A 24,010-nucleotide genomic window follows, 5' to 3' on the forward strand; every position below is an offset into this window, starting at 1 on the left:
GGTGACGAGCACCTCGATGGGCGCCGCGTTCAGGGACGGAAACGCCGTCCGCAGACGATCCGTGCCGATCCGCGAGTAGGCGTCGCCGGGAAGGACCCGCTCGTCGAAACCGCCGAAGCGAAGATGCGTCACCGACGAGCTGAGCGCCAGAAGTACGACGACCACGGCCAGGACGGCCACCGCCGGACGCCGCATGACCGCCCTGGCGAACCGCGCCCAGCGGCCCCGCTCGGCCAGATCCTCCGTGGTTCGGCGCGGCCGGCGACGAGGCCCGAGTGCGTCGATCCGCCGGCCGATCAGCGTGAGCGCGGCGGGCAGCACCGTGACCGAGCAGAGCATCGCCACACCGACCGCCGCCATGCCGCCGTACGCCATCGACTTGAGGAACGGCATCGGGAACACGAGCAGGCTCGCCAGCGACAGCGCGACCGTCGATCCGGACACCACGACGGTGCGCCCGGCGGTCCGGAGTGTCGCGCGCACGGCGTTCGCCGGTACGTCGTGATGTCCGAGCTCGTCGCGATAGCGGGTGATGATGATCAACGAGTAGTCGATCGCCATACCGAGCCCGAGCAACGAGATCGTGTTGATCGCGAAGCTCGACACCGAGGTCACGGTCTCGAGCAGCCTGACCGCGGTGAGAGCGCCGAGGATGGCCAGGGCGCCGACGAGCAGCGGGAGCAAGGCGGCGACGAGGCCGCGAAAGATCAGGAACAGCAGCAGGAGCACGAGCGGAAAGGCGTACAGCTCCGCGCGTTCGACGTCCGCGGCCGTGATCTCGTCACCGTCCGACTGGATCGCGACGTCGCCGCCGATGTCGGTGCGGACACCGTCGGCGGAGAGCCGGTCCCGGATCCGCTCGAAAGCTTCGCGCCGTTCGGTGTCGTCGCTCGCTTTCAGATGGATCGCGACGTAGGTCTGGCGCCGGTCGACGGAGACGTACCGCTGGTCGCCACGGTCGAAGAAGCCTTCGGCATCCACGACCTCAGGCCTGGCGCGCAGTTCGTTCTCGACCGCTCCGACGGCGGTGCGGAACCTGGCGTCGTCGACGGTGAAGGCGTCGCTGGAGTACAGGACCAGAAGATCAGGAGCCTGGATGCCCAGCCGGCTCGCGACGTGTTGCGAAGTCCGCACGGATTCGCTGCCGGGATCGTCGAATCCGCCTGCGGCAAGCCTCTCGAAGGCCGGCCCTGCCACGAAGCCGCCGACGACGGCCAGCAGGAGTGCCGCGAACAGGACCATCTTCGGCCTGCGGACGACCGGGTCGGTCACGCGCGCCTGTGCGGCGCGCATCGTAGCTGTGAACATGGCGAGGTGCTTTCGGGTTGATGGCTAGTGGTGCGGCGCAGCGGCGGTCCGCCGTACGGCGGGGACCAGCGGTACTGCGATCACAGCGGCGACCGCGGCGACGACGGCCGCCACGGCGAACGTGCCGTCGAAGGATTCGGGTGCCGGATGCGCCGCGGTCAGGGCCGCGCCCGCGATCGTGGACAGCACGGCGACACCGAACGCCCCGCCGAGCTCGTGGGCAGTGCTGACGACCGCCGATCGCGTGCCGCCTTCGGCCGCACCGGCCGTCGCGAGTGCGGAGGTGAACGCGGTGACGAACACTGCGCCGATCCCGAGTGCCGCGATCGCGACCCCGGCGACCAGAACGGCCCGGCCGGAACCAGCCAGCAGGACGGTCGCCTCACCGGCAGCGGCCAGCACCAGGCCGGCGGTCGCCACCGATCGGGCCGGCACGCGTTCCAGCACATGACCGGCGAGATGCGCGCCGAAGCCGACTCCGAACGCCACCGGCAGGAATTCGAGCCCCACGCGCAACGGACCGTCGCCGTAGGCACGCTGCAGCGCGAACGAGCCGATGAAGAAGTTGCCGACCATCAGGCCCGTCGCCACGACCATCAGCAGGACACCCGCGACGACCGGGCGTTCGGCGAGCAGCGCGACGCGAAGGACCGGATCCTTGGTGCGGCTCTCGACCACGCCGAACACGATCCACAGCGCGATGCCCGCGGCCAGCGAGAGCAGGGTGAGCGGATCGGTCCAACCGACGGTGCCCGCGCCGACCAGACCGTAGACGATCGATGCCGTACCCACCGTCACGAGTGCCGCGCCGGTCAGGTCGAGTCGCGCGGGGGAGGCGGCCACGGGTGACGTCACGATCGGCAGGGCGATCAGAATCCCCACGGCGATCGGCACGTTGATCGCGAAGATCCACTGCCAGCCGAGGGTCGAGGTGAGGACCCCGCCGAGGGATACGCCGACCGCGGTGCCGACCGCGCTGAGCGAACCCCAGATCGCCAGAGCCCGACCGCGTCCGGCGCCCGAGACCTGGCCCAGCAGCACCGCCAGCGCGGCTGGGGACAGCAGCGCTGCCGCGATTCCTTGAACGCTTCGCCCGGCGAGCAGGGTCGCGGCTCCGGGGGCGAGGGCGCTGGCCAGCGAGGCCGTTGCGAACAGCACCATCCCGAGCGCCAGCACCCGGCGAGCGCCCAGGAGATCCGCGATCCGTCCGCCGACGAGCACGAGCCCGCCGAACAGCGTGGTGTACGCCGTCATCACCCAGGTGGTCGCCGAACGCCCCAGGTCGAGATCCGAGGCGATGTCGGGGAGCGCGACGTTCACGACGGTCACGTCGAGCACCAGCATCAGTTGCGCACAGGCCAGAACGGCGACCGCAGCCGCCTGGCGAGCGGTCAGCGACCGGGCCGCGGCCGGTGGCTGAGCAGTGGAGTGAACCATGACTCGATCCTTATCTTGTACATCGGTGTCCAGGTTAGGGACGGTAACATAAGTTGGACACGGATGTACAAGATCGGAGATCGACGGAGTGAATGCCTCACGGCTCCCGGCCGCCTCGGCCCGAGCACCACGCGCGGACGCGCGCCGCAGTATCACGGCGATCCTCGACGCCGGAGCCGAGTGCCTGGCGGCGGATCCGGAGGCGACCGTCGCGGTGATCGCGCGCGCGGCCGGCGTCGCCCGGGCGACGCTCTACGGGCACTTCCCGGCCCGCGCGGACCTGGTGGACGCCGTCTTCGAGCGGGTGACGACGCAGGCCGGCGAAACGCTGGAGACGGTCGACGTCAGCGGGGACCCCGAGCAAGCACTCCGAGAGCTGGTGGCGTCGAGCTGGCGGATCGTCCACCGGTTCCGAGCCGTCCTGGCGGTCGCCGAGCGCGAGCTACCGCCCGGGCGCGTCCGCAAGCATCATGCCCGGCACCTCGACCGCCTCACCGAACTGCTGACCAGAGGGCAGGAAACCGGAGCCTTCCGCACCGACCTGGCAGTCGAGTGGCTGGTGACGGCATGCTTCACGCTGATGCACGCGGCCGCCGCCGAGGTCGTCGCCGGCCGGCTCGACGACGACCACGCGGAGACGGCCGTCGTCGAGAGCATCCTGAGCGTCTGCACGCCGTCCGCGCGCTGATCGACCGCTCTTGCGCCTAGCCCTCGCAGCAGGCGCGGTGGAGCCATTCGGGTTCGTGCCACCAGTAGGTGGCGTCGTGGGCGTGGGCTTCGGCGCGGGTCAGGGGGTGTGGGGCGTTCGGGGTGTGGACGGCGGGTTGGGTGCGGGCGCTCGAGGCGTACGGCGCGAGGAGGTCGTCGATCGTGTGGAGGTTGCCGGCGATCATCACCTGGTCGACGGCGGCGGCTGCGCGGATGTCGGCCAGCGGGTCTCCGGAGACGAAGGACAGGTCTGCCTGGGCCCCTGGTTTCACGACGCCGAGTCGGTCCTCGAGGTTGAGCCACTTCGCCGGGTTGTGCGTCGCCGTGGTGAGTGCCTCGTACGGCGTGAAGCCGCCCGCGACCATCGAGCGGAGGTTCGCGTGCAGCGACACGGCCATGTTGTCGAGCGGGGTGTCGGTGCCGGAGATGACCAGGCCGCCGCCGCGGTGGATGCGCAGGACCATGTCGACGTTGCCGCGGAGGAGTTCACGGGTGGTGACGCCGGCCGGTCCGCGCGCCGTGTTCACCTCGGTGATCAGCGCGTTGTACTCCCAGGACGGGTAGAGCGTCGTCGTCCGGCGGTCCGTGAGCAGCGACGGGTCGTCGACGTGCGCCATCGTCGAGTTGAACAGCGTCGGCGTCACCGACAGCCCGGTCCGCGTGAACAGCGTCACCACGTCGGCGTACGCGCGTCCGAGCCGGCTGACGGTGTGCGAGTACCCGAGCCGGTTCGTCGCGCCGGTGTGCTCCATCCCGTCCATGCCGAGATGCTCCGCGGGATAGAGGTAGTGCGACGACAGTTGCAGCCCGAGCCGGTGGACGAGCGCGATCGCCCGGCGCTGGTACTCGATCGGCAGGCGCACGTACGTCTTCACCAGGTCGTACGCGAGCCCCTCCACCCGATCGATCTCCAGGCCGAGCTGCCGCAGCGACACCGTCGGCCGCATGAAGTTGTAGTAGACGCGCGATCCGTCGATCGCCTCGCCGGTCGCGAAGTACCGCGGCCCGCGCAAGGCGCCGTTGACGAGTGCCTCCCGCGTCTCCTGCATCTGGTACACGGGATCGCCCGGCGAACGCGTCGACGTGATGCCGTACGCGAGCCAGAGGTTGCCCTGCCGCGCACCCCACGCCCGCCCGCGCAGATGCCAGTGGTTGTGCGCGTCGATCAGCCCGGGCATCACGGTCAGCGTGGACGCGTCGATGTCGGCGCGTCCGGTGTGCGGGCGTACGGCGGCGATGCGCGCCCCGTCGACCACGAGGTCGACGTCCCGGCGGAGCGTGGTCGCGCGCCCGTCCCACAGTGCGCCGGCGTGGATCGTGACGTGCTGCTTGATGGTCGCCCGGCGGTACTGCAGGTCGAGCTTGACCGTCTCGGCCCGGCCACCGGTTGTCCTGCGCAACGTTCCGTTGTGCAGATAGAGCAAGGTGTCGTTGTCCTGCCAGACGGGGGAGTCCGTCACCTCGTCGGTGATCGCGCGCGGTTCTCCGGTGAAGCGTCCGCGGGCGTCGACCGGTACGACGTACAGCAGGCTCTCCACCACGAAGGCGAGGTGTGTGCCGTCGGGGGAGAACACCGGGCCGTCGTCGCCGCGGGTGGCGAGCGAGCGGAACGGCATCGGCTCGACGTACTCGAGCGCGGCCGTCGCGACGTCGACGTACAGCAGTTGGCTGGTGCCCTCGCGGAAACGCTTCGAGAACGGCTTCACCGCGGCGAGGACGAGCGTCTTGCCGTCGCGCGACCAGCTGACCCGGCCGGGCTGGAACAGCGTGGGTGTGACCTGGCGGACCTCGCCCGACCTGACGTCGAGGACCCAGGCGATCCCGTCCTGGTCCTGGTACGCGATCCGCTGTCCGTCCGGTGCGAAACGCGGCGCGGTCTGCGCGCCGGGGAGACCTGACAGCTTGGTGTCCGTGCCGGTTGCGAGGTCGTGCAGCCACAGGTCCGCCGTACCGTCGCGATCGCTGGCGTAGAGCAAGGTCCGGCCGTCGGGCGAGAAGTCCGGGTCGGAGTTGAAGTAGCCGTCGGCAACCACCTTGCGGGGCTGTGCCTTGCCGTCCGTCGATGCCAGCCAGATCGCGTTCAACGCGCGGAGGGCGAGCCACTTCCCGTCCGGTGAGGCCGTCGGACTCGCGATCCCGCGGACTGTGCGCCGGCTCGTCGACTCCAGGTCGGGCGCCTTCGGGCGCGGGCGTCGCGACGTCACGGGGACAGCCGCGGCGAACGGTACGACGGTGTGCTCGCCGTCGGCGCTGTACCGGTGGACGGTCCCGTCGGCTGTGTAGAAGAGGTCCGTCGATGCCCAGGAGGGCGGGACCGCGAAGACGTCCTGACCGTGGGTGACTTGCTGATTGTCGACAATCAGATCGCAGGTCGGGCCGGTGAGGCGGACGTACGCGAGCCTGCCGTCCGGCGAGTACGACGGGCCGAACAGCGTGATTCCCGTTTGATTGTTGACAATCGTCGTGCGGACACCGGAGGCGAGGTCGAGCTCGACGATCGAGCTGGTGTCGACGGTGAACGCGAGCTTCCGGCCGTCGGGCGAGACGGTCGGCTCGGCCTCCTCGCCGGCGTCGTCGGTGAGCGCCACGATCGCGCCGGTCGCGAGGTCGAGGCGGTGGATGCCGTAGCTGCCCGCGACGTTGCCGGGGCCGTGGAGATCGCCGCGGTCGGACGAGAACACGATCGAGCGGCCGTCGGGTGTGACGTGCGGCTCGCGGTGGTCGTACCGTCCGCTGGTCAGCTGGTGGAGGCCCGTGCCGTCGGGTCTGATCGACCAGAGGTGGAAGTTCCCGTCACGGTACGACTGGAACACGATCGACCGGCCGTCCGGCGCCCAGCGCGGGCGGGTCGCGTCCTGCAGGTCGTCGGTGAGGCGGCGCGACGTACCGCCCGCGGCCGGCGTCACCCAGATCGCCGTCGCCAGGTCGAACGCCAGCCACGTCCCGTCCGGCGACACCGACACCATCAGATTCGTGCCCTCGCGCAGCACGGCCTGACTGCCGCCGGTCGTGTCGGTGCTCGCCTCGGACGGCAGGGTGGGAAGCTGTGCGGCGCCGACGGCCGCGGCGCCGCCGCCGAGTTGCAGCGCGCGCCGCCGCGAGATGCTCCAGGAACCAGGGTTCTCGGTCACGTCATCGGGTCCAATCCCTAGGGGGCGGTGGGACCCTTAAGAATCTGCCAGCACCGTCCGCCGCACACGATCCTGACCGGCGCGCCCCGCGCCCAACGGCCGCTACCGTGCGACGAACGGCCAGGTGGGCGTCGCAGGGCGTGTGGCCGGGGGCCGGCGTCGTACGTCTATCGTCTGCGGCATGCAATCTCTGTCTCCACGGGTTCGGGCGCTGGGCGCGGTTGGGCTCTGTTTGGTGGTCGCGGTCGGGGCCGGGCTGGCGGTCGACAGCCGGTTGGATCGGCACTGGGTCCTGCGCGGGTTGACGGTGCTGCTCGCGGTGTGTTGCGCGGCGCTGTTGCTGACCGACCAGACGCGGCGGTTGCGGCAGATCGTCACGGGGGTGGGGCTGGCGATGTTCGGGCTGATCATTCCGGTGACGCAGACGATCTGGTCGAAGCCGCCGGAGATCGACTTCGCGCTGCAGGTCGCGACCGACGCGAAGCAGGCGGCGCAGAAGGACGCGCGGAGCGCGGTGTCGGTCGCGGACGTGAAGGCCGCGGCCGAGGCGCGTGGGGGAGCGGTCGGCTCGTTGCCGACCGAGAAGACGCCGCGGGTGCGCGGAGCGGACGCGTACCCGCTGATCGTCCGCGCCCACCGCGACCAGGGCCGTCCGTGGGCCTGCCTCTCGTTCACCCACGGCCTGGACGCCGAGGTCCGCGCCTGCTGAGTCCCACTTGATGGGCAATCGATTTCTTGCCAGACCCGGGCGGGCCTAAGGTCGCGGGTATGACTCTTGGGAACCTCACCGGCATCAGCGCGCTCGCCGGCGTCGAGACGCGCTCCATCAGTGCGGAGAACCCCACCGGCGAGCCCGGTCGGGGTGGACGGCGGACCGAGGGGACCGGCGCCGGCGCGGCCCGCGACCTCGGCCAGGGGTGGAAGGTCTCGCCGTCGATCGAGATCGCGGCGGGGGAGACCGTGACATTGGCGGACATCGCCGGTTCCGGCTGCATCACCCACATCTGGCTGACCACGCACGTCGACCACTGGCGCCGTCTCGTGCTGCGCGCGCACTGGGACGGCGACCAGGCACCGGCGATCGAGACGCCGGTCGGTGACTTCTTCTGCTCCGGCTGGGGCAAGTTCGCCCAGGTGAACTCGCTGCCGGTCGCCGTGAACCCGAACGGTGGGTTCAACTGCTACTGGGAGATGCCGTTCCAGACGCAGGCGCAACTGACGCTGGAGAACACCCACGACCAGCCCGTAGTCGTGTACTTCCAGGTGGACTACTGGCTCGGCGCAGTGCCGGACAAGTCGGCGTACCTGCACGCCCAGTGGCGTCGCAGCAACCCGCTGCCCTCCAAGACGGTGCACACGCTGCTGGACGGTGTTGAGGGGCCGGGGCACTACGTCGGCACCTACCTGGCGTGGGGCGTCAACAGCACCGGCTGGTGGGGTGAGGGCGAGGTGAAGTTCTACCTGGACGGCGACGACGAGTTCCCGACCATCTGCGGCACCGGGACCGAGGACTACTTCGGCGGCGCGTGGAACTTCGACGTACCCCACCTGGGCGGCTACACCGAGTTCAGTACGCCGTACCTCGGGATGCCGCAGGTGATCCGGCCGGACGGGCAGTACCAGAGCCAGCAGCGGTTCGGCATGTACCGCTTCCACCTGCCGGACCCGATCCGTTTCAAGGAGCGGCTGCGCGTCGACGTACAGGCCCTCGGCTGGCGCTCGGGTGGACGCTACCTGCCGCTCCAGGACGACATCTCGTCCACCGCGTTCTTCTACTCCGGCAAGACGAGCACAACCCGGCCGGACGCGCCGACCCACGACGAGATGGAGATCTGCTAGCTACGGGATCGGCAGCGGGTTCTGGAGGGCGGTGTCGGCGAGGACCACCAAGGCGGCGGTCCAGGCGAGTGGGGCCTCGCCGGCCGGCTCCAGGTCTCGGTTGACCTTTTCGGGAAGGGCTCCGGTGCTGGTTCGGTGCTGGTCCAGCCAGGTGAGCAGAGCTTCGGCTCCGGAGTGGTCGCCGCGGGCGGCAGCGCTGAGAGCGAACAGCGCGGTCTGCGGCGTCCAGGACACCCCGTCCGCACGCCACGACTCGCCAGGTGTCACCCCACCGTTGGGCTGCGTGAGTACGCCGTGCGCGTGGTCGATCGCCGTCGACACGACGTCCCGCACCGGCGCGAAGGGCGGCCCCAGTACGGTGACGAAGGCGTCCGCACCGCCGCCGAGGCCGACCGGCTCGACACCGGGCTCGACGAAGCTCGTGGCGCGGGCCGGCGTTCGCGGGTAGTCCGGGCCGAAGGCGCGATCAGTTGCCGCCGACAACTTGTCCAGCGCTTCCCGCCAACGCGTCGCGGCTGCTGGACGGTTCTGCTCGGTGGCGATCCGGACCGCCGACCGCAGGCCGGTCAACAGCGGTGCGACCGTACCGATCGTCAGCTCCTTCTCGGACCGCTCCCAGTAGTCAGGCGAAGGCCCTGGCAGCCCGTCCGGACCCAGCTCGCGAACGATCTGGTCAGCCGACTCCTCGACCAGCTCCCAGTACCTGTCGCCCGCACGGCAGAACCATGTCGCCCAGAGCACCCAGCCGGACGCATCCAGCTGCGGTTCCCGGTCGTCGTCCACCTTGTCGCCGGTCGAGGTGTAGCGCGCTTGCCAGCGACCTGCAGCCGGCCGGACTCGGTCCAGGAACGTCAGTACGTCGAGGGCCTTGTCGTGCTGGCCGACCGCACAGCGGGCGACTGCGACGAACGACGCGTCGCGCGGCCACACGTAGCGCCACGGACCGTTCCAGCCGGCCAGGGTCGCGCCGTTGGGCAGCGTGAGCCCGTCGAGGTCGGTCAGGGCGTGCCGCAGCAGATCGTCGTGGCCGAGCGAGGACTGGGCGTGCGGCCGGCCGGGGAGGCCGTCGGCGACCAGGCGAGGCTGCGGGTTGCGGACGAGATTGCTGATGGTCCCGGCGGCCAGTGTGGCGAGCAGGACCGCGATGACGGCGTACGGGAACCACACGTCCCGTCGCCGGTTCTCCCGCATGATCTCCCTCACTGCGCCAGATGCTGCACTTCCGCCTCGAACTTACGCCGCGGCGCCAGCTCGACCAGGTACATGGCCGACACGACCAGTGCGCCGCCGACCAGCATCCGCCAGGTCAGGTCGTCCGAGCCGAACAGCACCGCGAACCCAGAGGCGAACACCGGCTCCATTGTCATCGCAATCGCGGCCCGGGTCGGCGTCAGGTGCGCCTGCGCCCAGGTCTGGACGATCAACGCCAGGGCGCCGGCGACCAGCGCCATGTAGACCACGCTGACCCAGTCACCGCCCGTCGAAGGGACCGAGAACCCTCCGGGCAGAGCGCCGACGGCGCAGACGCAGGTGATCACGATCATCTGCAGCGACGACAGCCCGAACGCGTTCCGCGACGTCGACCAGGCGCCGAGGCCGATGATGTGCAGCGCATAGAGACCGGCGGACGCCAGCGTCAGCAACTCCCCGGTGCCGAGGCTGAGGCCGCGCAGCGACAGGACGCCGAGGCCGACCGTGGCGAGGATCACGGCGAACCACGCCCATCGGCCGATCTTGTGCCGCAGGATCACCGCGCCGAGCAGCGGCGTGAACACGACGTACATGCCGGTGACGAAACCGGACACGCTCGCCGAGGTGTGCCGCAGCCCCTCGGTCTGCAGCAGTTGCGCGATCCCGTAGGTGATGCCGAGGGCAACCGCGCGCCCGCGGTCCAGGCGGCTCAGCCGGGCGATCGCGGGCGGGTGGACGAGCACCAGCGCGACCGACGCGATCAGGAACCGCAACGCCAGGTAGTCGGCGACGTCCATCCTGGTGAGCAGGTCCTTGGTCAGGAAGAACGTCGACCCCCACGCCGCCGCGACCGACAGCAGGGCCAGCACGGCAAGACGCGGGTGGTTCACGCCGGACATCAGATCAGACGCGTTCCCCGCGAGGCAAAACAGCTCAGAGCACGGTGATCACGATCGTGCTGCCGGGTTTGACCTTCTTGCCCGCGCCCGGGCTCTGCGCGGCGACGATGTTGAGCCCCAGGTTGAACGGAGCCTTCTCGACCCGGACCACGAACCCGGCGTCGCCGAGGATCTTCTGCGCCTCGGCGGTGGTCTTGCGCTTCACGTCCGGCACCTCGCGCAGCGGCGGGCCGAGCGAGACGACCAGCGAGACCTTGTCCTTGGCGAACAGGGTGCCGCTGTTCGGGCTCTGGCTGATCACGTTGCCCTCGGCGACCTTCTCGTCGTACTGCGTGCTGCGCCCGACGACGAACCCGAGCTTGCGCAGCGTCTTGTTCGCCTCCTTGTACGGCTTGCCGGTCAGGTCCGGCACGGTGATCGGCCGTTTCCCCTTGCTGACCGCGAAGTTCACCGCGGTGCCCGGCTTCACTTCCGTGTTGAACCGCGGGCTGATCGCGATCACCCGCCCCTGCGGCACGGTCTCGTTGTACTGCTCGTTGATCTGCCCGGTGATCAGCTTGATCGGCGACAGCGCCTGCTGGGCGGCGTCGAGCTGCAGACCGACCAGCTGCGGCACCCGGTACCGCTCCGGACCCTTGGAGACGGTGAGACCGATGTCACCGTTCTTCCGGATCCGGTCGCCCGCCTTCGGGTCGGTGCTCATGACGTGACCCGCCTTCACGTCCTCCGAGTAGTCCTGGTTGTCCAGGACCGTATGCAGGCCGGACTCTTCTGCTTTCGCCGTCGCGGCGGCGGGCTCCAGGTTCACGAGGTCGGGCGCGGTGGTGTAGCGCTGAATGCCGTAGTACCAGGCTCCGGTGCCGATCGCGATCGCGGCGGCGATGATCGCGATCAGCGCGATCGGGCCGCGCGACTTGCGCGGTGGTGGCGCCTTGACCGGAGGTGGTGTCTTGGCCGGCGCACCGGTCGGCCGTCCATGCTCCACCGGTACGACGATGGTGTCGTGGCGGATCTCACCTGAAGGGTCTCCCCGCGTGTAGCCGTCGTCGTAGCCGCTGTCCTGCCGGATCTGCTGGATCGGCACGGTCAGGTCGCCGGTCAGCTCCGGGTCGTCCGGGAGCCCTTCGTCGAGCGCGCTGCGCACCCGGTGCACCTGCCGGCTGAACACCCGCGCGTCGGTCGGCCGCAGGTCCCGGTCCCGCGCGGTCGCGCGCTGCACCAGCGCGTCGACGTACGGCGGGATGCTCGGCTGCTCGAGCGACGGAGGGGGTACGTCGGCGTGCACGTGGGCGTACGCGACCTGGATCGGGGTGTCGCCGGAGTGCGGTTTGTTGCCGGTGAGCATCTCGTACAGCAGGATGCCGGCCGAGTACACGTCCGAGCGGGCGTCGGCGCTGCCGTCGGTGACCAGCTCCGGCGCCAAGTACGACACCGTGCCCATCAGCAGGCCCTGGGTGGCGGTGTTGCCGCTGGCACTGACCGCCCGGGCGAGACCGAAGTCGGCGACCTTCACCGTGCCCTTGTCGGAGATCAGCACGTTCTCGGGCTTGATGTCGCGGTGCACGATGCCGGCGTCGTGCGCGGCCGACAGGGCGGACAGGACCGGGGTGAGCAGGTCGAGCGCGCGGGCGGGGGACAGCGGCGCCTCGTCGCGGATGACGTCGCGCAGCGTCCGGCCGCGCACGTACTCCATGGCCAGGAACAGCGTGCCGTCGTCGTCGCCCTGGTCGAAGACGGCCACCACGTTCGGGTTCGACAGCCGGGCGGCGGCGCGGGCCTCGGCCACGAACCGGCGGGTGAACTGGGCGTCGTCGCCGAGCCCGTCGTGCATCACCTTGAGCGCGACGGTGCGGTCCAGGCGCATGTCGAGCGCCTGGTAGACGGTGGCCATGCCACCCTTCGCGACACGCGCGCCAACGCGGTACCGACCGTCGAGCACTCGCCCGACGAGGCGGTCGCTGACCTGCGTGTCCACGTCGTCCGTCACCTGCCGTGAGCCGCCTCTCCCCAAACCGTTCTGCAGAGAGTGTAGATAACAGCTCAGCGTGCCCGGCTCAGGCTCACCGCAGCGGATCCCACCCGCGCTCGAGCTGGGCCTTGATGCGCAGGACGTTCTTCACGTAGAGCTTCGTGTCGGGGTACATGCCGTTCTTCTTCACGCCGCCGAGGCCCTGGTAGTAGCCGGCCACCGCGATGTCGAGCCGGGCGGCGCCGGTCAGGCGGCTGAGCAGGACGACGCCGGCGGTCACGTTGTCGCGGGGTTTGAGCAGGTCCAGGTCGCGCCCGACGAGCCGGGAGGCGAACCGGCCGGTCGACGGGATGACCTGCATCGCGCCGATCGCGTTCGCGGGCGAGACCACGCGCTGCTTCCAGCCGGACTCCTGCCAGCTGACCGCGAGCGCCAGCTCCGGATCGACGCCGTACCGCTGCGAGGTGCTCACGATCAGTGACCGCATCTGAGCCCGGGTCGGCAGCTTGCGCTTCTTCAGCGTCGCCCGGTTGCGGTTGGCCTGCGCGACGATGTGGTCGGCGTAGGTCCGGCCGGCGAACGTGTTGTCCGTCCGCGCCTTCGGCCGGATCTTCACCGGGACCTGCAGCGGCTTGCCGGCGTAGATGCGGTCGCCGGCCTTGAGCCCGTTCGCGGCGAGCAGGTTCGCCTGCGAGCACTTGAAGCGCTTCGCGATCCCGGACACGGTGTCGCCGGGCTTCACGACGTACGTCACCCGGCCGAGCTGGGAGCGCTTCGCCGGCGTCTTGGCGGTGCTCTTGGACGACGACCCCGTGGCCGGGACCTTGAGGACCTCGCCCGCGTAGATGGCGTTGCCGTTGCCGGGCAGGTGGTTCAGCGCGACCAGCGTCGAGACCGTCGTGCCGTAGCGTCCGGCGATGTGGCTCAGGGTGTCGCCCTGCTTCACCTTGTACGCGCCCCAGCCCGGCGAGCCGGCCGTGATCACCGCCGCCGCCAGCACCGGCACGGCCAGTCCGCTCAGAATCCGTACGACGTTGCGCATCGCAACCAACTCCCCGTGTGAACGTCAATTGACCGTATGTGCTGGTACGGATGTGACAACAGGGGCGAATGGGGTTGGTGTTACGCCTGTAACGCAAAGGTTACAATTCAAGGCTGAACTACATTGTTGTCGTTCACAATCTTTCCGGTTGCTCCGGGCAACGGTGAGTCAGTGACCGAACCGGGCGGCCAGGAACGGCTTGCCGAGGTCGGGCAGCGTTCCGGTCCGCACGGTCTCGGCGAGGACCTGCGCGGTGACCGGCGTCAGCAGCACGCCGTTGCGGTAGTGGCCGGTTGCCCAGAGCAACCGATCCATCCCGGACGGTCCGAGCACCGGCGCGTTGTCCGGCGTTGCGGGCCGGAGCCCGGCGATCGCCTCCACGAGCTCGAGCTCGTCGGTGACCGGCAGCACGGTCCGCGCGTCGCGGAGCAGCGCGAACACGCCTCCGGCCAGCACGCGGGTGTCGTAGCCGAGCTCGGTGCTGGTCGCCCCGACCACCAGCTCACCGCCAGGGCGCGGGACCAGATAGACAGAGAAGCCACGGGCCGTCGCGCGCACGGTGTGGTGCAGGGCCGGTCGGTACGTCTCCGGGACACGCAGCCGCAGTACCTCACCCTTCACGGGACGCACCGGCGGGCGGAGCTCCTCGGGTATGCCGCCCAGCTGCGACGTCCACGGCCCTGCCGCCGCGATGATCTGCCCTGCGTGCACGGTGTCGCCGTTGTCCAGCTCTACGCCGACAGCCGTCGTGCCGGAGGTGATGACCCGCGTGACGCGTCGGCGGATGAGCTCGACGCCGGACAACTCCACGGCACGCAGGAGAGTGGCCACGGCCTGCCGGTTGTCGACGGAGTGGTCACCCGGAACCCAGACGCCGCCGGAGACGCCGGTGGCGAGCATGGGCTCGCGCCGGCGGGCGTCACGGCCGGACAGCACCTCCACCTCGAGCCCGAGCCTGCGCTGGTAGTCGGCGACCCGGCGGAGCACCGACAGGTCGTCGACGTCGTACGCGACCGACAGCGTGCCGGTCTGGTGCAGCCCGGCGGGTCGGCCGGTCAGTTCCTCCAGCTCTGCCGCGAAGGCGGGCCAGGCGTTGACGGACGCGAGGTTGAGCGCCAGCAGGTCGTCCTCGCCGAACTCGACCTCGGTGACCGGAGCGAGCATCCCGGCGGCGACATTCGACGTCTGCGCACCTGGCGTGGGGTCGCAGACCGCTACTTGTACCCCGTCCGAGGCCAGCCGCCACGCAGTCGCGAGCCCGATCAGTCCGGCGCCGATAACAACCACGTCAGGCATGCCCTCAACCCTACTTCCGGGCGGACATGGCAGGCTTTGGGGTGTGACTGACCACACCGACCGTCTCGCTGATGCCCGGCTCTACCTGTGCACGGACGCCCGTGAGAAGCAGGGCGACCTCGAACAGTTCCTGGACGCCGCACTGGCCGGTGGCGTGGACATCGTGCAGCTCCGGCAGAAGGACATGGAGGCCGCGGACGAGCTGGCCGCGCTGGAGGTGTTCGCGGACGTCTGCAAGCGGCACGGCAAGCTGCTGGCCGTCAACGACCGCGCGGACATCGCGTTCGCCGCCGGAGCCGACGTACTGCACCTGGGGCAGCGTGACCTGCCGGTGCACGCCGCGCGTGCGATCACCGGACCGGGGCCGGTCATCGGGCGCTCGACGCACTCGTTCAGTCAGGTGAACGCCGCGGTCGACGAGGTGGGCTCGGACTACTTCTGCGTCGGGCCGACCTGGGAGACGCCGACCAAGCCGGGGCGTCAGGCGGCGGGTCTGGAGCTGGTCTCGTACGCGGCCGGGCGCCGGCAGCCGAAGCCGTGGTTCGCGATCGGCGGTATCGACCTGCAGCGGCTCGACGAGGTCCTCGAGGCGGGGGCCACGCGGGTGGTGGTCGTGCGGGCGATCACCGAGGCCGACGACCCGGAAGCGGCGGCCGCCGAATTCAGCCGGCGACTGAGGGTGGCTGGGTGATCAACAACCCGAAGGCCGCGCGGATCGTCGCGGTCGTGGTGATCGCGATGCTCGTGATCACGCTGGCGGCTTCGCTGTTCGGGTGTGCGGCCGGCACGGCCGAGAAGAAGCCGGACGTCGACGCGGAGAGCGGTCTGCGGATCGTCGCCACGGCGGACCTGCCGAAGGAGGCGCAGGACACGCTGAAGCTGATCGAGCAGGGCGGCCCGTACCCGTACAGCCGCGACGGCGTCGTCTTCGGCAACCTGGAGAAGATCCTGCCGAAGCACGACCGCGGCTACTACCACGAGTACACCGTGAAGACGCCGGGCGAGAAGGACCGCGGCGCCCGCCGGATCGTGACCGGGAACGACGGCGAGCGTTACTACACGGACGACCACTACAAGTCCTTCCGCCGGATCGCGGAAGACGGGGGAACCTCATGACGTCACTGCGCGCCCTGCTGGAGGAGGGGCTACGGCCCGGGGTCTACCGCTGGCCGGATGCGCCCGGCGCCGACGACGTACGTCGTGATGCCTTGGCGGAGGGTTTCGGGTTCGTGCTGCTCGACACCGGCGAGATCCACGACAAGGCCGGCTTCCTCGACCTGTGCGCGACCGCGTTCGACCTGCCGCGCTGGTTCGGCCGGAACTGGGATGCGCTCGCCGACTCGCTCAGCGACCGCTCGACCGGCGCACCCGAGGTCGTGCTCTGGACGGGCCTGCGCCACCTGCTCGAGCACGACCACGACACCGTCGACGTCGCGCTGCAGATCTTCGCCGAGGACACCACGAACTCCGGCCAGCTCCGCGTCCTCGTCGCGGAGACCGAAACCTCCGACCTACTCAGCTCACTCCCGGTCCTGTAGCTGCTCGGTCAGCTCATCGAGGTCCGCGGCGAACAGCAGGTTGCGGCCACGGTTGCTCTCCCGCACCCAGTCCGCGAGGGGCTTGCTCGCCGCCACCCGGGCCGAGATGTCGCCGACGACGGCCAGGCCCATCTGGTACATGACGAACTTCTGGCTGATCGCGCCGGCCCGCCCGGTGCGCAGCTCGAAGAAGTCGTCGCCGACCTGCTCCGGCGTGAACGCGATCCACTCGGCCTCGTGCGTGTAGTGCGCGTCGACGATGAGCTGGACGACGTCCTGCTCGTCGCCGAGCGGTGTCTCGCTGACATGTACCCGTGGCATGTACCCGAAAATACCCTAAATGCCTGAATCTGACTATTTATAGGGAATTCTAAGGAACGTGCCTTACGCTGAGGAGATGGCCCAGGAGCTGTACTCGGTGGAGCAGGTCGCGAACCGCCTGGGGCTGCACGTCCGCACGATCCGCAACTACGTCCGCGACGGGCGCCTGAAGGCGGTGCGGATCGGCAAGCAGTACCGGATCACCCGCGAGGACCTCGAGAAGTTCACCGGTACGCCGACCGCCGTCGTCGAGGTCGACCGCTCCGCCCGGCACGTCGAGGCGTCGAGCATCGTCCACATCGACGCCGTCGACCGGGCCACCGCGGACCGCCTAAGCACGCACATCCACGGTGCGCTCAACCAGCCCGAGGCCGTGCACCTCAAGGCCGAGACGATCTACGACGAGGACCGGGCCGTCCTGAAGGTCATCATCCTCGGCAACCTCCCCGCCACCGCGGACCTCCTGCGGCTCATCAACCTGCTGGCCGACCAGTAGCTACACCACGCGCGACGTGGCGGCGACGACCAGGTCGGTGAGGGCCTTGCGGGCGGCCTCGTCCGCGATGGCGGCCTGGTCGAGTGCGTAGAGGGCGTCCTCGGTGCGGTCGGTGATCAGGTCCTCGCAGGCTTGCACGGCGCGGGAGTCCTGGAGGATCTCGCGCAGCAGCTGGATCTCGTCGTCGTCCAGGTCCGGGCGGCCGAAGAGCCGGTCGAACTCGGCCAGCTGGGTCTCCGACGCGTGGTCGACGGCGTACGCGATCAGGACCGTCCGCTTGCCCTCGCGCAGGTCGTCCCCGGCGGGCTTGCCGGTGACGGCCGGATCGCCGAACACGCCGAGCAGGTCGTCGCGCAATTGGAACGCCTCGCCCAACGGCAGCCCGTACCCGGACAGCGACGTGATCAGCTGCTCGTCCCCGCCGCCGAGCGCGGCGCCGATGTGCAGCGGCCGCTCGATCGTGTACGTCGCGGACTTGTAGCGCAGCACCCGCAACGCCAGGTCCATGTCCGACTCGCCGCTGGCCTGCGCGAGCAGATCGAGGTACTGACCGGCGGTCACCTCGACCCGGACGGCGTCGAAGTACTGCTCCGCGCGGGCCAGGGCGGCCGCGTCGAAGCCCGAGGTGTGCAGCAGCTCGTCGGCCCAGATCAGGCACAGGTCGCCGAGCAGGATCGCGGCCCCGACCCCGAAGCCGACCGGATCCGCGCCGTACCCCGACTGTGCGGCGCGCTCCCGCTGCTGCGCCTCGAACCGGCGGTGCGCGGCCGGCGCGCCCCGGCGTACGTCGGAGGAATCCATCACGTCGTCGTGCACCAGCGCGCTGACGTGCAGCATCTCCAGGCTCGCCGCCGCCTCCAGGATCGGCTGCGCGGGGTCACCGCCCGCGGCCCGGAAACCCCAGTAACAGAAGGACGGACGCAGCCGCTTCCCGCCGCTGGTCGCCTCCCGCGCGGCCTGCACCTGCTCGGCCAGCTCCGGGCCGATCGCGGTCAGCCGCTCCTCCTGCCGGTCCAGGAACCGGGTCAGCACCTGCTGGATCCCGGCCGGGACATCCACATCGCCATCCACATCTCGGGCCACGTCTCGGAGCGTAGTCGGTCGGCAGACGGCAGCGGCCACCGCGGGTAACCTGATCGCCATGGCGAACGGACTTCCCTCGACGCTTCCCGGCGGTGCGCCGACCATCCGTGAGCTGCTCGCGTCCGGCGACCGGTCGTTCTCGTTCGAGTTCTTCCCGCCGAAGACACCCGAGGCGGAGGAGGTGCTGTGGCGCTCGATCCGCGAGATCGAGCAGCTGCGCCCGACCTTCGTGTCGATCACGTACGGCGCCGGCGGCACTACCCGGGACGGCACCATCCGGGTCACCGAGCGGGTCGCGCAGGACACGTCGCTCACCCCGCTCGGCCACCTGACCTGTGTCGCGCACTCCCGTGACGAGCTCCGCTCGGTGATCGGCGCGTACGCCGGCTCCGGGGTCCGGAACATGCTCGCGTTGCGCGGCGACCCGCCGGGCGGCCCGAACCAGCCGTGGGTCGCGCATCCCGAGGGGCTGAACCACGCGATCGAGCTGGTCGAGCTGATCCGGTCGCTCGGCGACTTCTGCGTCGGCGTCGCCGCCTTCCCGGACAAGCATCCGGAGGCGGACTCGCTCGAGGCCGACGCGCAGGTGCTCGCCGCGAAGGCGCGGGCCGGCGCCGACTACGCGATCACGCAGATGTTCTTCGGCGCCGACGACTATTTCCGGCTCGTCGACCGGGCCGCCGCGCTCGGCTGCGACATCCCGGTGCTGCCCGGCATCATGCCGGTCACGAACATCAAGCAGATCCAGCGGATGGCCGACCTCACCGGCATGGCGCTGCCGGCCGCCGTCACCGGCCGGCTGCTCGCGGTCGAGGACGACCCGGCGGCCGTCCGCGCGGTCGGCATCGAGATCGCGACCGAGTTGTGCGAACGTTTGCTTGCCGGCGGAGCTCCCGGCATCCATTTCATTACGCTGAACAGATCCACCGCGACCCGGCAGGTGTTCCTCAACCTCAAGGCGTCCGTCGTATCCTGACGCAATGGCTGACCCGTCGGACCTGTTGATCGATCGCACGCTCGTCCTGCTCCGGCACGCGAAGGCGGTGCCGCCGGAGACGATGCAGGACTTCGAACGTCCGCTGTCCGACCGCGGCCGCGCCGACGCGGGCGCGGGCGGCCGGTACCTCGTTGCCCAGGGCATCGAACCGGACCTGGTGCTGTGCTCGCCGTCGAAGCGCACCCGCGAGACCTGGAAGTACGTCGCCGAGGCCGGCGTCACCGCCAAGGACGTCTGGTACGACAAGCGCGTCTACAACGCCGACAGCGAGAGCATCCTGGACGTGATCCACGAGGCCCCGGCCGAGGCCCGCACCGTGGTCGTCGTCGGCCACGGGCCCGGCATCCCGTGGCTCGCCGACGAGCTCGCGCTGGACGGCACCAGCCCCGAGCGCGTCGAGCTCACCCAGAAGTACCCGACCACCGGCCTGGCGGTCCTGCACCTCACCTGCCACTGGGCCGACCTGTCCGCGAACGACGCCGACCTGGTGTCCTTCGTCGTACCGCGCGCCTAGGACCTAGGACGGCAGCCAGCGGGTGCTGCTGTTGACGGTGATCAGCCGCTGCGTCGCCCTGGTCAGGACGACGTAGAGCGCCCGGACACCGCCCAGTGTGTCGCTGACGATCCGGTCCGGTTCGACGACGACCACCGCGTCGTACTCGAGGCCCTTGGAGTCGAGCGGGCTGACGGCGACGACCCGCGGGTCGTCGAGCTCGGCAAGGACCGGATCGACCGCCGGACGCAGCGCCGGCGGGACGATGACGCCGACGGTGCCCTCGACGAGCTGGAGCAGCTCGACCGCGGCGTCGCCCGCTGCCTGGGATACCTTGCCGGCGTCGAAGACCCGATGCTCCGGTTCCACCCCGGTACTGCGGACCGCGTTCGGCAGGTCAGCGTCCGCGATGGACTGCCGGATCACCTCACCGGCGAACGAGTAGATCTCGGCCGAGTTCCGGTAGTTGGTGGACAGCCGGAACGCGTGCCGCTGCAGGTGCGACAGCATCGAGTCCATCGCGGCCCGCGCCTCGTCCGGGTCCGGCCAGGAGCTCTGCGCCGGGTCGCCGACGATCGTCCAGCTGGCCTGCGGTCCGCGCCGGGTGACCATCCGCCACTGCATGGGGGAGAGGTCCTGCGCCTCGTCCACCAGCACATGCGCATACTCGTCCGGCTCCTCCGCCTCCCGGGCGGCCGCGGCCCGGGCCCGGCGCTCCGAGCTGGTCAGGACTTCGTTGACGCCGTCCGACAGCCCTTCCAGCCAGTCGAACTCGTCGTCCTTGTTCTCCACGATCGGTGGACGGCCCAGGAAGGTGCTCAGCTCGTCCAGCAAGGCGACGTCGGCAATCGTGAACTCTGCTGTCGAGCGGATCGCCGTGGCGAGGGTGTCGACCTCGGTGGGAGTCAGGTCGTTGCGCGCCCAGCGCTGGAGGCGGCGTGCGTCCCCGAGCCAGCGCAGCACGGCCTCCGGGCTCAGCACCGGCCACCACTGGCTGAAGAACGTCCGGAACGCCGGAGTGTCGGCGACGCGGTCACCGAACGCCTCACGGTCGCCGAGCGGACCGGTGCGCAGGTCCTCCGGGAATCGCTGCCACAGTGCGGCGATCAGGCCCTTGCGCGCCTCGCCTGCCGCGCGGTTGCGCGCCGTCCGGCGCAGTGCGTTCCGCCGGACGTTGTCGAGCTGGTTCGCGTCGAGCTCGACGGTCGCGCCACCGAGGAAGACCCGGAGCGTGGTCGGCGCGTTCGGCACCCGGTCGCGCGCGGCCCGCGACAGAACGCCGCGCATCCGCAGCGAGCCCTTGATCGCCGCGGCCGGTGCGTCGTCGACCGCGGTCGCCTTCACGCCGTCGACCAGCTCACCGACAGCGCGCAGTGAGACCGTGTTCTCGCCGAGGCTCGGCAGCACCCGCTCGATGTAGGCCATGAACGCGGCCGACGGGCCGACGACCAGGACGCCGCCGCGCTCGAAGCGCCTGCGGTCGCTGTACAGCAGGTACGCGGCGCGGTGCAGCGCGACCACCGTCTTGCCGGTGCCGGGTCCGCCGCCGATGACCGTGACGCCACGGGCCGGTGACCGGATCGCCTCGTCCTGCTCGGCCTGGATCGTGGCGACGATGTCGCGCATCGTGTGTCCACGGGCCCGGGACAGCGACGCCATCAGCGCGCCCTCGCCCATCACCGGCAGGTCCTGCGGCGCGCGCTCGGGCGCCAGCAGGTCGTCCTCGAGGCCGACGATCCGCGCCCCCTTGTTCCGCAGCACGCGGCGCCGGACGACCTTCTGCCGGTCCGTCGCCGTGGCGCGGTAGAACGGCTCGGCCGCGGGCGCCCGCCAGTCGATCACCAGCGGCTCGTACTCCGCGTCGCGGACTCCGATGCGCCCGACGTACAGCTTCTCGAGGTCGGCCGCGGTCGCGGCCGCCGGCTCGTCGTCGCCGCGGTCGGAGTCGAGCCGGCCGAACACCAGGCCCTCGTGCTCGGCGTCCAGTTCGGCGATCCGGCGGGCGGCGGCGAACACCAGCACGTCCCGCTCGTACAGACCGGTCTGCTCTTCCTCGCGGACCCGGCCGACGTTCTGCGCCTGGCCGCGTTGGTGGCCTTCGACCGCGATCCGGGACGCCGACCGTGCGGCCTCCTCGACCCGGCCGTACACCCGGTCGACATGTTCTTGCTCCGCCGCCAGCTCAGCCCGCTCCACGGTCGCGTGGTCGTCGTGATCGGCCGATGTGGGGGTTTGATCCACCGAGGTCCTCTCTACGGCCGGGACCCGCCCCGACTCAGAACACAGGAACAACCAATCTTAGTTGGCTTACCTGTCCAACCCCACAGGGGTCTCAGGCCTTCCCGATGGCGTCCGCCACGATCGCGGCCCCCAGTGTGGTGGCGGGCACCCCGGAGCCCGGATGCGCGCCCGCGCCGACGCAGTACAGACCCTTCACCGGCGACACGTTGGCCGCCCGGCGGCGGGCCGTCCGGTAGCCCTCCCAGGCCACTCCGGCCCACCAGGACGGCGACGTCTGCCGCGACACCACGTTGTCCCGGACGTGCAGACCACGGGCGACCAGGAGGTCCAGGACATCGTCGGTGGGGTAGCCGTGGACCAGCACGGACCAGGCGCGGTGCCCAGCCGGCGCGGTGCCGCTGGTACGGACGACGACGGTCGGGGTCCCGTGCAGCACGGTCTCGAACGGCAACTGCGGGACCGGGTCCTTCAGGCCGAGATGTACGACGTACGCGGCCTGGGCCTGGTGTGTGGAGAGGATCCGCTTGCGGACCTTCTTGGCGGCCGGGTCGTCGACGAACGATCCGTAGAGGACCCGCGGGTCGATGTCGCTCACGACGATGTCTGCGCGCAGCTCCTCACCGTCAGCGAGCCGTACGCCGGTCACCGCGCCGCCGGATGTGGTGACGGCGACCACCTCGGCGCTCGTACGGACCGTGATCTTCCGTTCGCTGGCCCGCTGTACGAGGGCGTCGGCGAGGGCTCCGAAACCGCCTGCGATCGTCCAGCGGCCGAAGGTGCGCTCCAAGTACGACCAGACACCGACGTACCCCGGCGTGAGTCTGGCGTCCGATCCGCCCTGGGCCGCGAAGTGTCGCAGTACCGCGCGGGCGCGGTCGTCGGTGAGCTCGCGCTGAGCGACCCTGTCGAGCGACTGCCACGGTTTGAGGGCACGGAGCGTCTTGATCGACAGCCTGTCGTCCAGCGGCGGCTCCAGCGAGGTCTTTCGGAGGAGCTGCCACGTGTCGCCGTACGCGTCGACCAGAGCGGTCCACTGCGCGGCCACGGGTGCACCCGCCAGGTCTGTCCACGCTTCTTCCTGCGCGCCGCGGTCGCTGATCGGCAGGTCGAGTACCGAGCCGTCGGTGAACATGTGGCGCCGCGGCTCGGACACCGGGTCCAGCTGCACCAGACTCTCGATGGGGCGACCGCTCTTGCGGAACAGGTCACGCAGCGCGGCCGGCAGCGTCGTACTGGCTGCACCGGCGTCCCAGGTGAAGCCGTCGGCCTCGACGCGGCCCAGTGCGCCGCCGAGATGCTCATCGCGTTCGCAGACGGTCACCTTGTGACCCAGCTTGGCCAGCCGCACAGCACTCGCGAGACCGGCCAGACCAGCCCCGACGACAATCACATCGGCCATCAGACAGCACTGCTCCCCGTCACAGGACTACGTTTGTCACGCCAGGCCTTGAACCTGGCATAGCCGCGCCGGATGAACCGGAACCCGAAGTACACCGCGACCAGGCCGAGGACCAGAAGGACGCCTGCGATGACGAGCGCGACCTCCGGATGGAACGCGGCCAGCGACACCACGCCGGCGACCGCGACGTCCTCGCCGGACGACGCGGCGATGTTGGTGACCGGCTCGGGCGAGGTGTTGATCGCGAGCCGCAGACTCGACTTCACCGCGTGCGAGAGTAGCGCCACCACGCCGCCGGTCGTCGCGATCAGGGCCTGCTGCAGCGTGCCCGCCTCGCCGGACAGCAGCGCGGCCAGGATCGCACCGACCGTCGGCCGGATGACTGTCGAGATCGCGTCCCACGCGGAGTCGATGTAGGGGATCTTGTCGGCGACGAACTCGAACGCGAACAGCGCACCCGCCGCGATCAGCACCGGCGTGGTGGTCAGCGCGTGCGGCACGTCGCCGGCGCCCGCGAACCGGCCCAGGAGGCCCAGGATCAGCACGCAGGCGTAGGCGTTCACCCCACTGGCCCAGCCGGTCGTGACCGCCAACGGCAGCGCTTCCATCGTCGTACTCCGTA

Annotated in this window: 21 protein-coding genes and 1 pseudogene; 9 read left to right on the forward strand and 13 right to left on the reverse strand. The window is 70.3% G+C overall.

What is annotated here, in order from left to right; all coding sequences use genetic code 11:
* Nucleotides 1-153 precede the first annotated feature (153 nt).
* Both AB0L64_RS14360 and AB0L64_RS14365 read right to left on the reverse strand, forming a co-directional pair.
* A pseudogene (locus tag AB0L64_RS14360) lies at nt 154-1,308 on the reverse strand (efflux RND transporter permease subunit); the annotation flags it as partial.
* A 24-nt stretch (nt 1,309-1,332) separates the two neighbouring features.
* A complete protein-coding gene (locus tag AB0L64_RS14365) occupies nt 1,333-2,745 on the reverse strand; it encodes an MFS transporter (protein ID WP_363710588.1) in 1,413 nt (470 codons plus the stop codon).
* A gap of 88 nt (nt 2,746-2,833) precedes the next feature.
* Here AB0L64_RS14365 and AB0L64_RS14370 point away from each other — a divergent pair, with 88 nt between their 5' ends.
* The gene (locus AB0L64_RS14370) at nt 2,834-3,433 is read left to right on the forward strand and encodes a TetR/AcrR family transcriptional regulator (RefSeq protein WP_363710589.1); all 600 of its coding nucleotides are present in this window, start codon (nt 2,834-2,836) and stop codon (nt 3,431-3,433) included.
* Nucleotides 3,434-3,449: 16 nt separating this feature from the next.
* On the opposite strand, the gene AB0L64_RS14375 is transcribed toward AB0L64_RS14370, so the two are convergent.
* Nucleotides 3,450-6,584, reverse strand: a complete 3,135-nt coding sequence (locus tag AB0L64_RS14375) for an amidohydrolase family protein (protein ID WP_363710590.1) — start codon at nt 6,582-6,584, stop codon at nt 3,450-3,452.
* Between the two features lie 181 nt (nt 6,585-6,765).
* Here AB0L64_RS14375 and AB0L64_RS14380 point away from each other — a divergent pair, with 181 nt between their 5' ends.
* Nucleotides 6,766-7,293, forward strand: coding sequence for a hypothetical protein (locus AB0L64_RS14380; protein ID WP_363710591.1), 528 nt, complete (start codon nt 6,766-6,768; stop codon nt 7,291-7,293).
* A gap of 59 nt (nt 7,294-7,352) precedes the next feature.
* Nucleotides 7,353-8,423 carry a glycoside hydrolase family 172 protein gene (locus AB0L64_RS14385; RefSeq protein WP_363710592.1) on the forward strand — a complete coding sequence of 357 codons (1,071 nt, stop codon included), beginning with the start codon at nt 7,353-7,355 and terminating at the stop codon, nt 8,421-8,423.
* Here the strand turns inward: AB0L64_RS14385 and AB0L64_RS14390 are convergent, their stop codons facing one another.
* The 5 genes from AB0L64_RS14390 to thiO all read right to left on the reverse strand — a co-directional run bounded on the left by AB0L64_RS14390 (nt 8,424) and on the right by thiO (nt 14,820).
* The gene (locus tag AB0L64_RS14390; RefSeq protein ID WP_363710593.1) at nt 8,424-9,626 is read right to left on the reverse strand and encodes a glucoamylase; all 1,203 of its coding nucleotides are present in this window, start codon (nt 9,624-9,626) and stop codon (nt 8,424-8,426) included.
* Entirely contained in the window at nt 9,623-10,513 is an 891-nt protein-coding gene (locus AB0L64_RS14395) for a DMT family transporter (RefSeq protein WP_363710594.1), read from the reverse strand. The genes AB0L64_RS14390 and AB0L64_RS14395 overlap by 4 nt, the downstream gene beginning before the upstream one ends.
* A gap of 34 nt (nt 10,514-10,547) precedes the next feature.
* Nucleotides 10,548-12,500, reverse strand: a complete 1,953-nt coding sequence (pknB, locus tag AB0L64_RS14400) for a Stk1 family PASTA domain-containing Ser/Thr kinase (protein ID WP_363710595.1) — start codon at nt 12,498-12,500, stop codon at nt 10,548-10,550.
* Nucleotides 12,501-12,573: 73 nt separating this feature from the next.
* Nucleotides 12,574-13,524 (reverse strand): LysM peptidoglycan-binding domain-containing protein, encoded by a 951-nt coding sequence (locus AB0L64_RS14405; protein ID WP_363710596.1) that lies wholly within the window; start codon nt 13,522-13,524, stop codon nt 12,574-12,576.
* Nucleotides 13,525-13,692: 168 nt separating this feature from the next.
* Nucleotides 13,693-14,820, reverse strand: coding sequence for a glycine oxidase ThiO (gene thiO / locus AB0L64_RS14410; RefSeq protein ID WP_363710597.1), 1,128 nt, complete (start codon nt 14,818-14,820; stop codon nt 13,693-13,695).
* A 43-nt stretch (nt 14,821-14,863) separates the two neighbouring features.
* Here thiO and thiE point away from each other — a divergent pair, with 43 nt between their 5' ends.
* The 3 genes from thiE to AB0L64_RS14425 are packed head-to-tail and all read left to right on the forward strand — an operon-like array spanning nt 14,864 to nt 16,358.
* Nucleotides 14,864-15,511, forward strand: a complete 648-nt coding sequence (thiE, locus tag AB0L64_RS14415; RefSeq protein ID WP_359933372.1) for a thiamine phosphate synthase — start codon at nt 14,864-14,866, stop codon at nt 15,509-15,511.
* Nucleotides 15,508-15,936, forward strand: coding sequence for a ribonuclease (locus AB0L64_RS14420; protein WP_363710598.1), 429 nt, complete (start codon nt 15,508-15,510; stop codon nt 15,934-15,936). Before thiE ends, AB0L64_RS14420 begins: the two co-directional genes overlap by 4 nt.
* A complete protein-coding gene (locus tag AB0L64_RS14425; RefSeq protein WP_363710599.1) occupies nt 15,933-16,358 on the forward strand; it encodes a barstar family protein in 426 nt (141 codons plus the stop codon). The genes AB0L64_RS14420 and AB0L64_RS14425 overlap by 4 nt, the downstream gene beginning before the upstream one ends.
* Here AB0L64_RS14425 and AB0L64_RS14430 read toward each other — a convergent pair.
* The gene (locus tag AB0L64_RS14430) at nt 16,341-16,679 is read right to left on the reverse strand and encodes a DUF4180 domain-containing protein (RefSeq protein ID WP_363710600.1); all 339 of its coding nucleotides are present in this window, start codon (nt 16,677-16,679) and stop codon (nt 16,341-16,343) included. The genes AB0L64_RS14425 and AB0L64_RS14430 overlap by 18 nt on opposite strands.
* Before the next feature lie 76 nt (nt 16,680-16,755).
* Between AB0L64_RS14430 and AB0L64_RS14435 the strand changes: the two genes are divergently transcribed.
* The gene (locus AB0L64_RS14435; protein ID WP_359933380.1) at nt 16,756-17,175 is read left to right on the forward strand and encodes a helix-turn-helix domain-containing protein; all 420 of its coding nucleotides are present in this window, start codon (nt 16,756-16,758) and stop codon (nt 17,173-17,175) included.
* Here AB0L64_RS14435 and AB0L64_RS14440 read toward each other — a convergent pair whose 3' ends face one another.
* Nucleotides 17,176-18,258 carry a polyprenyl synthetase family protein gene (locus AB0L64_RS14440; RefSeq protein ID WP_363710601.1) on the reverse strand — a complete coding sequence of 361 codons (1,083 nt, stop codon included), beginning with the start codon at nt 18,256-18,258 and terminating at the stop codon, nt 17,176-17,178.
* Nucleotides 18,259-18,316: 58 nt separating this feature from the next.
* Between AB0L64_RS14440 and metF the strand changes: the two genes are divergently transcribed.
* Both metF and AB0L64_RS14450 read left to right on the forward strand, forming a co-directional pair.
* Nucleotides 18,317-19,234 carry a methylenetetrahydrofolate reductase [NAD(P)H] gene (gene metF, locus AB0L64_RS14445; protein ID WP_355689881.1) on the forward strand — a complete coding sequence of 306 codons (918 nt, stop codon included), beginning with the start codon at nt 18,317-18,319 and terminating at the stop codon, nt 19,232-19,234.
* A 4-nt stretch (nt 19,235-19,238) separates the two neighbouring features.
* Nucleotides 19,239-19,769 carry a histidine phosphatase family protein gene (locus AB0L64_RS14450; RefSeq protein WP_363710602.1) on the forward strand — a complete coding sequence of 177 codons (531 nt, stop codon included), beginning with the start codon at nt 19,239-19,241 and terminating at the stop codon, nt 19,767-19,769.
* 3 nt (nt 19,770-19,772) lie between these two features.
* Here AB0L64_RS14450 and AB0L64_RS14455 read toward each other — a convergent pair whose 3' ends face one another.
* From AB0L64_RS14455 to AB0L64_RS14465, 3 genes are all read right to left on the reverse strand, one after another.
* Entirely contained in the window at nt 19,773-21,989 is a 2,217-nt protein-coding gene (locus AB0L64_RS14455) for a UvrD-helicase domain-containing protein (protein WP_363710603.1), read from the reverse strand.
* 91 nt (nt 21,990-22,080) lie between these two features.
* Nucleotides 22,081-23,388: an NAD(P)/FAD-dependent oxidoreductase gene (locus AB0L64_RS14460; RefSeq protein ID WP_363710604.1), complete on the reverse strand. Its 1,308-nt coding sequence runs from the start codon at nt 23,386-23,388 to the stop codon at nt 22,081-22,083.
* Entirely contained in the window at nt 23,388-23,996 is a 609-nt protein-coding gene (locus AB0L64_RS14465) for a DUF4126 domain-containing protein (RefSeq protein ID WP_363710605.1), read from the reverse strand. The genes AB0L64_RS14460 and AB0L64_RS14465 overlap by 1 nt, the downstream gene beginning before the upstream one ends.
* Nucleotides 23,997-24,010: the final 14 nt, after the last annotated feature.

This window comes from Kribbella sp. NPDC051936, from assembly GCF_040680955.1.
Lineage (GTDB): Bacteria > Actinomycetota > Actinomycetes > Propionibacteriales > Kribbellaceae > Kribbella.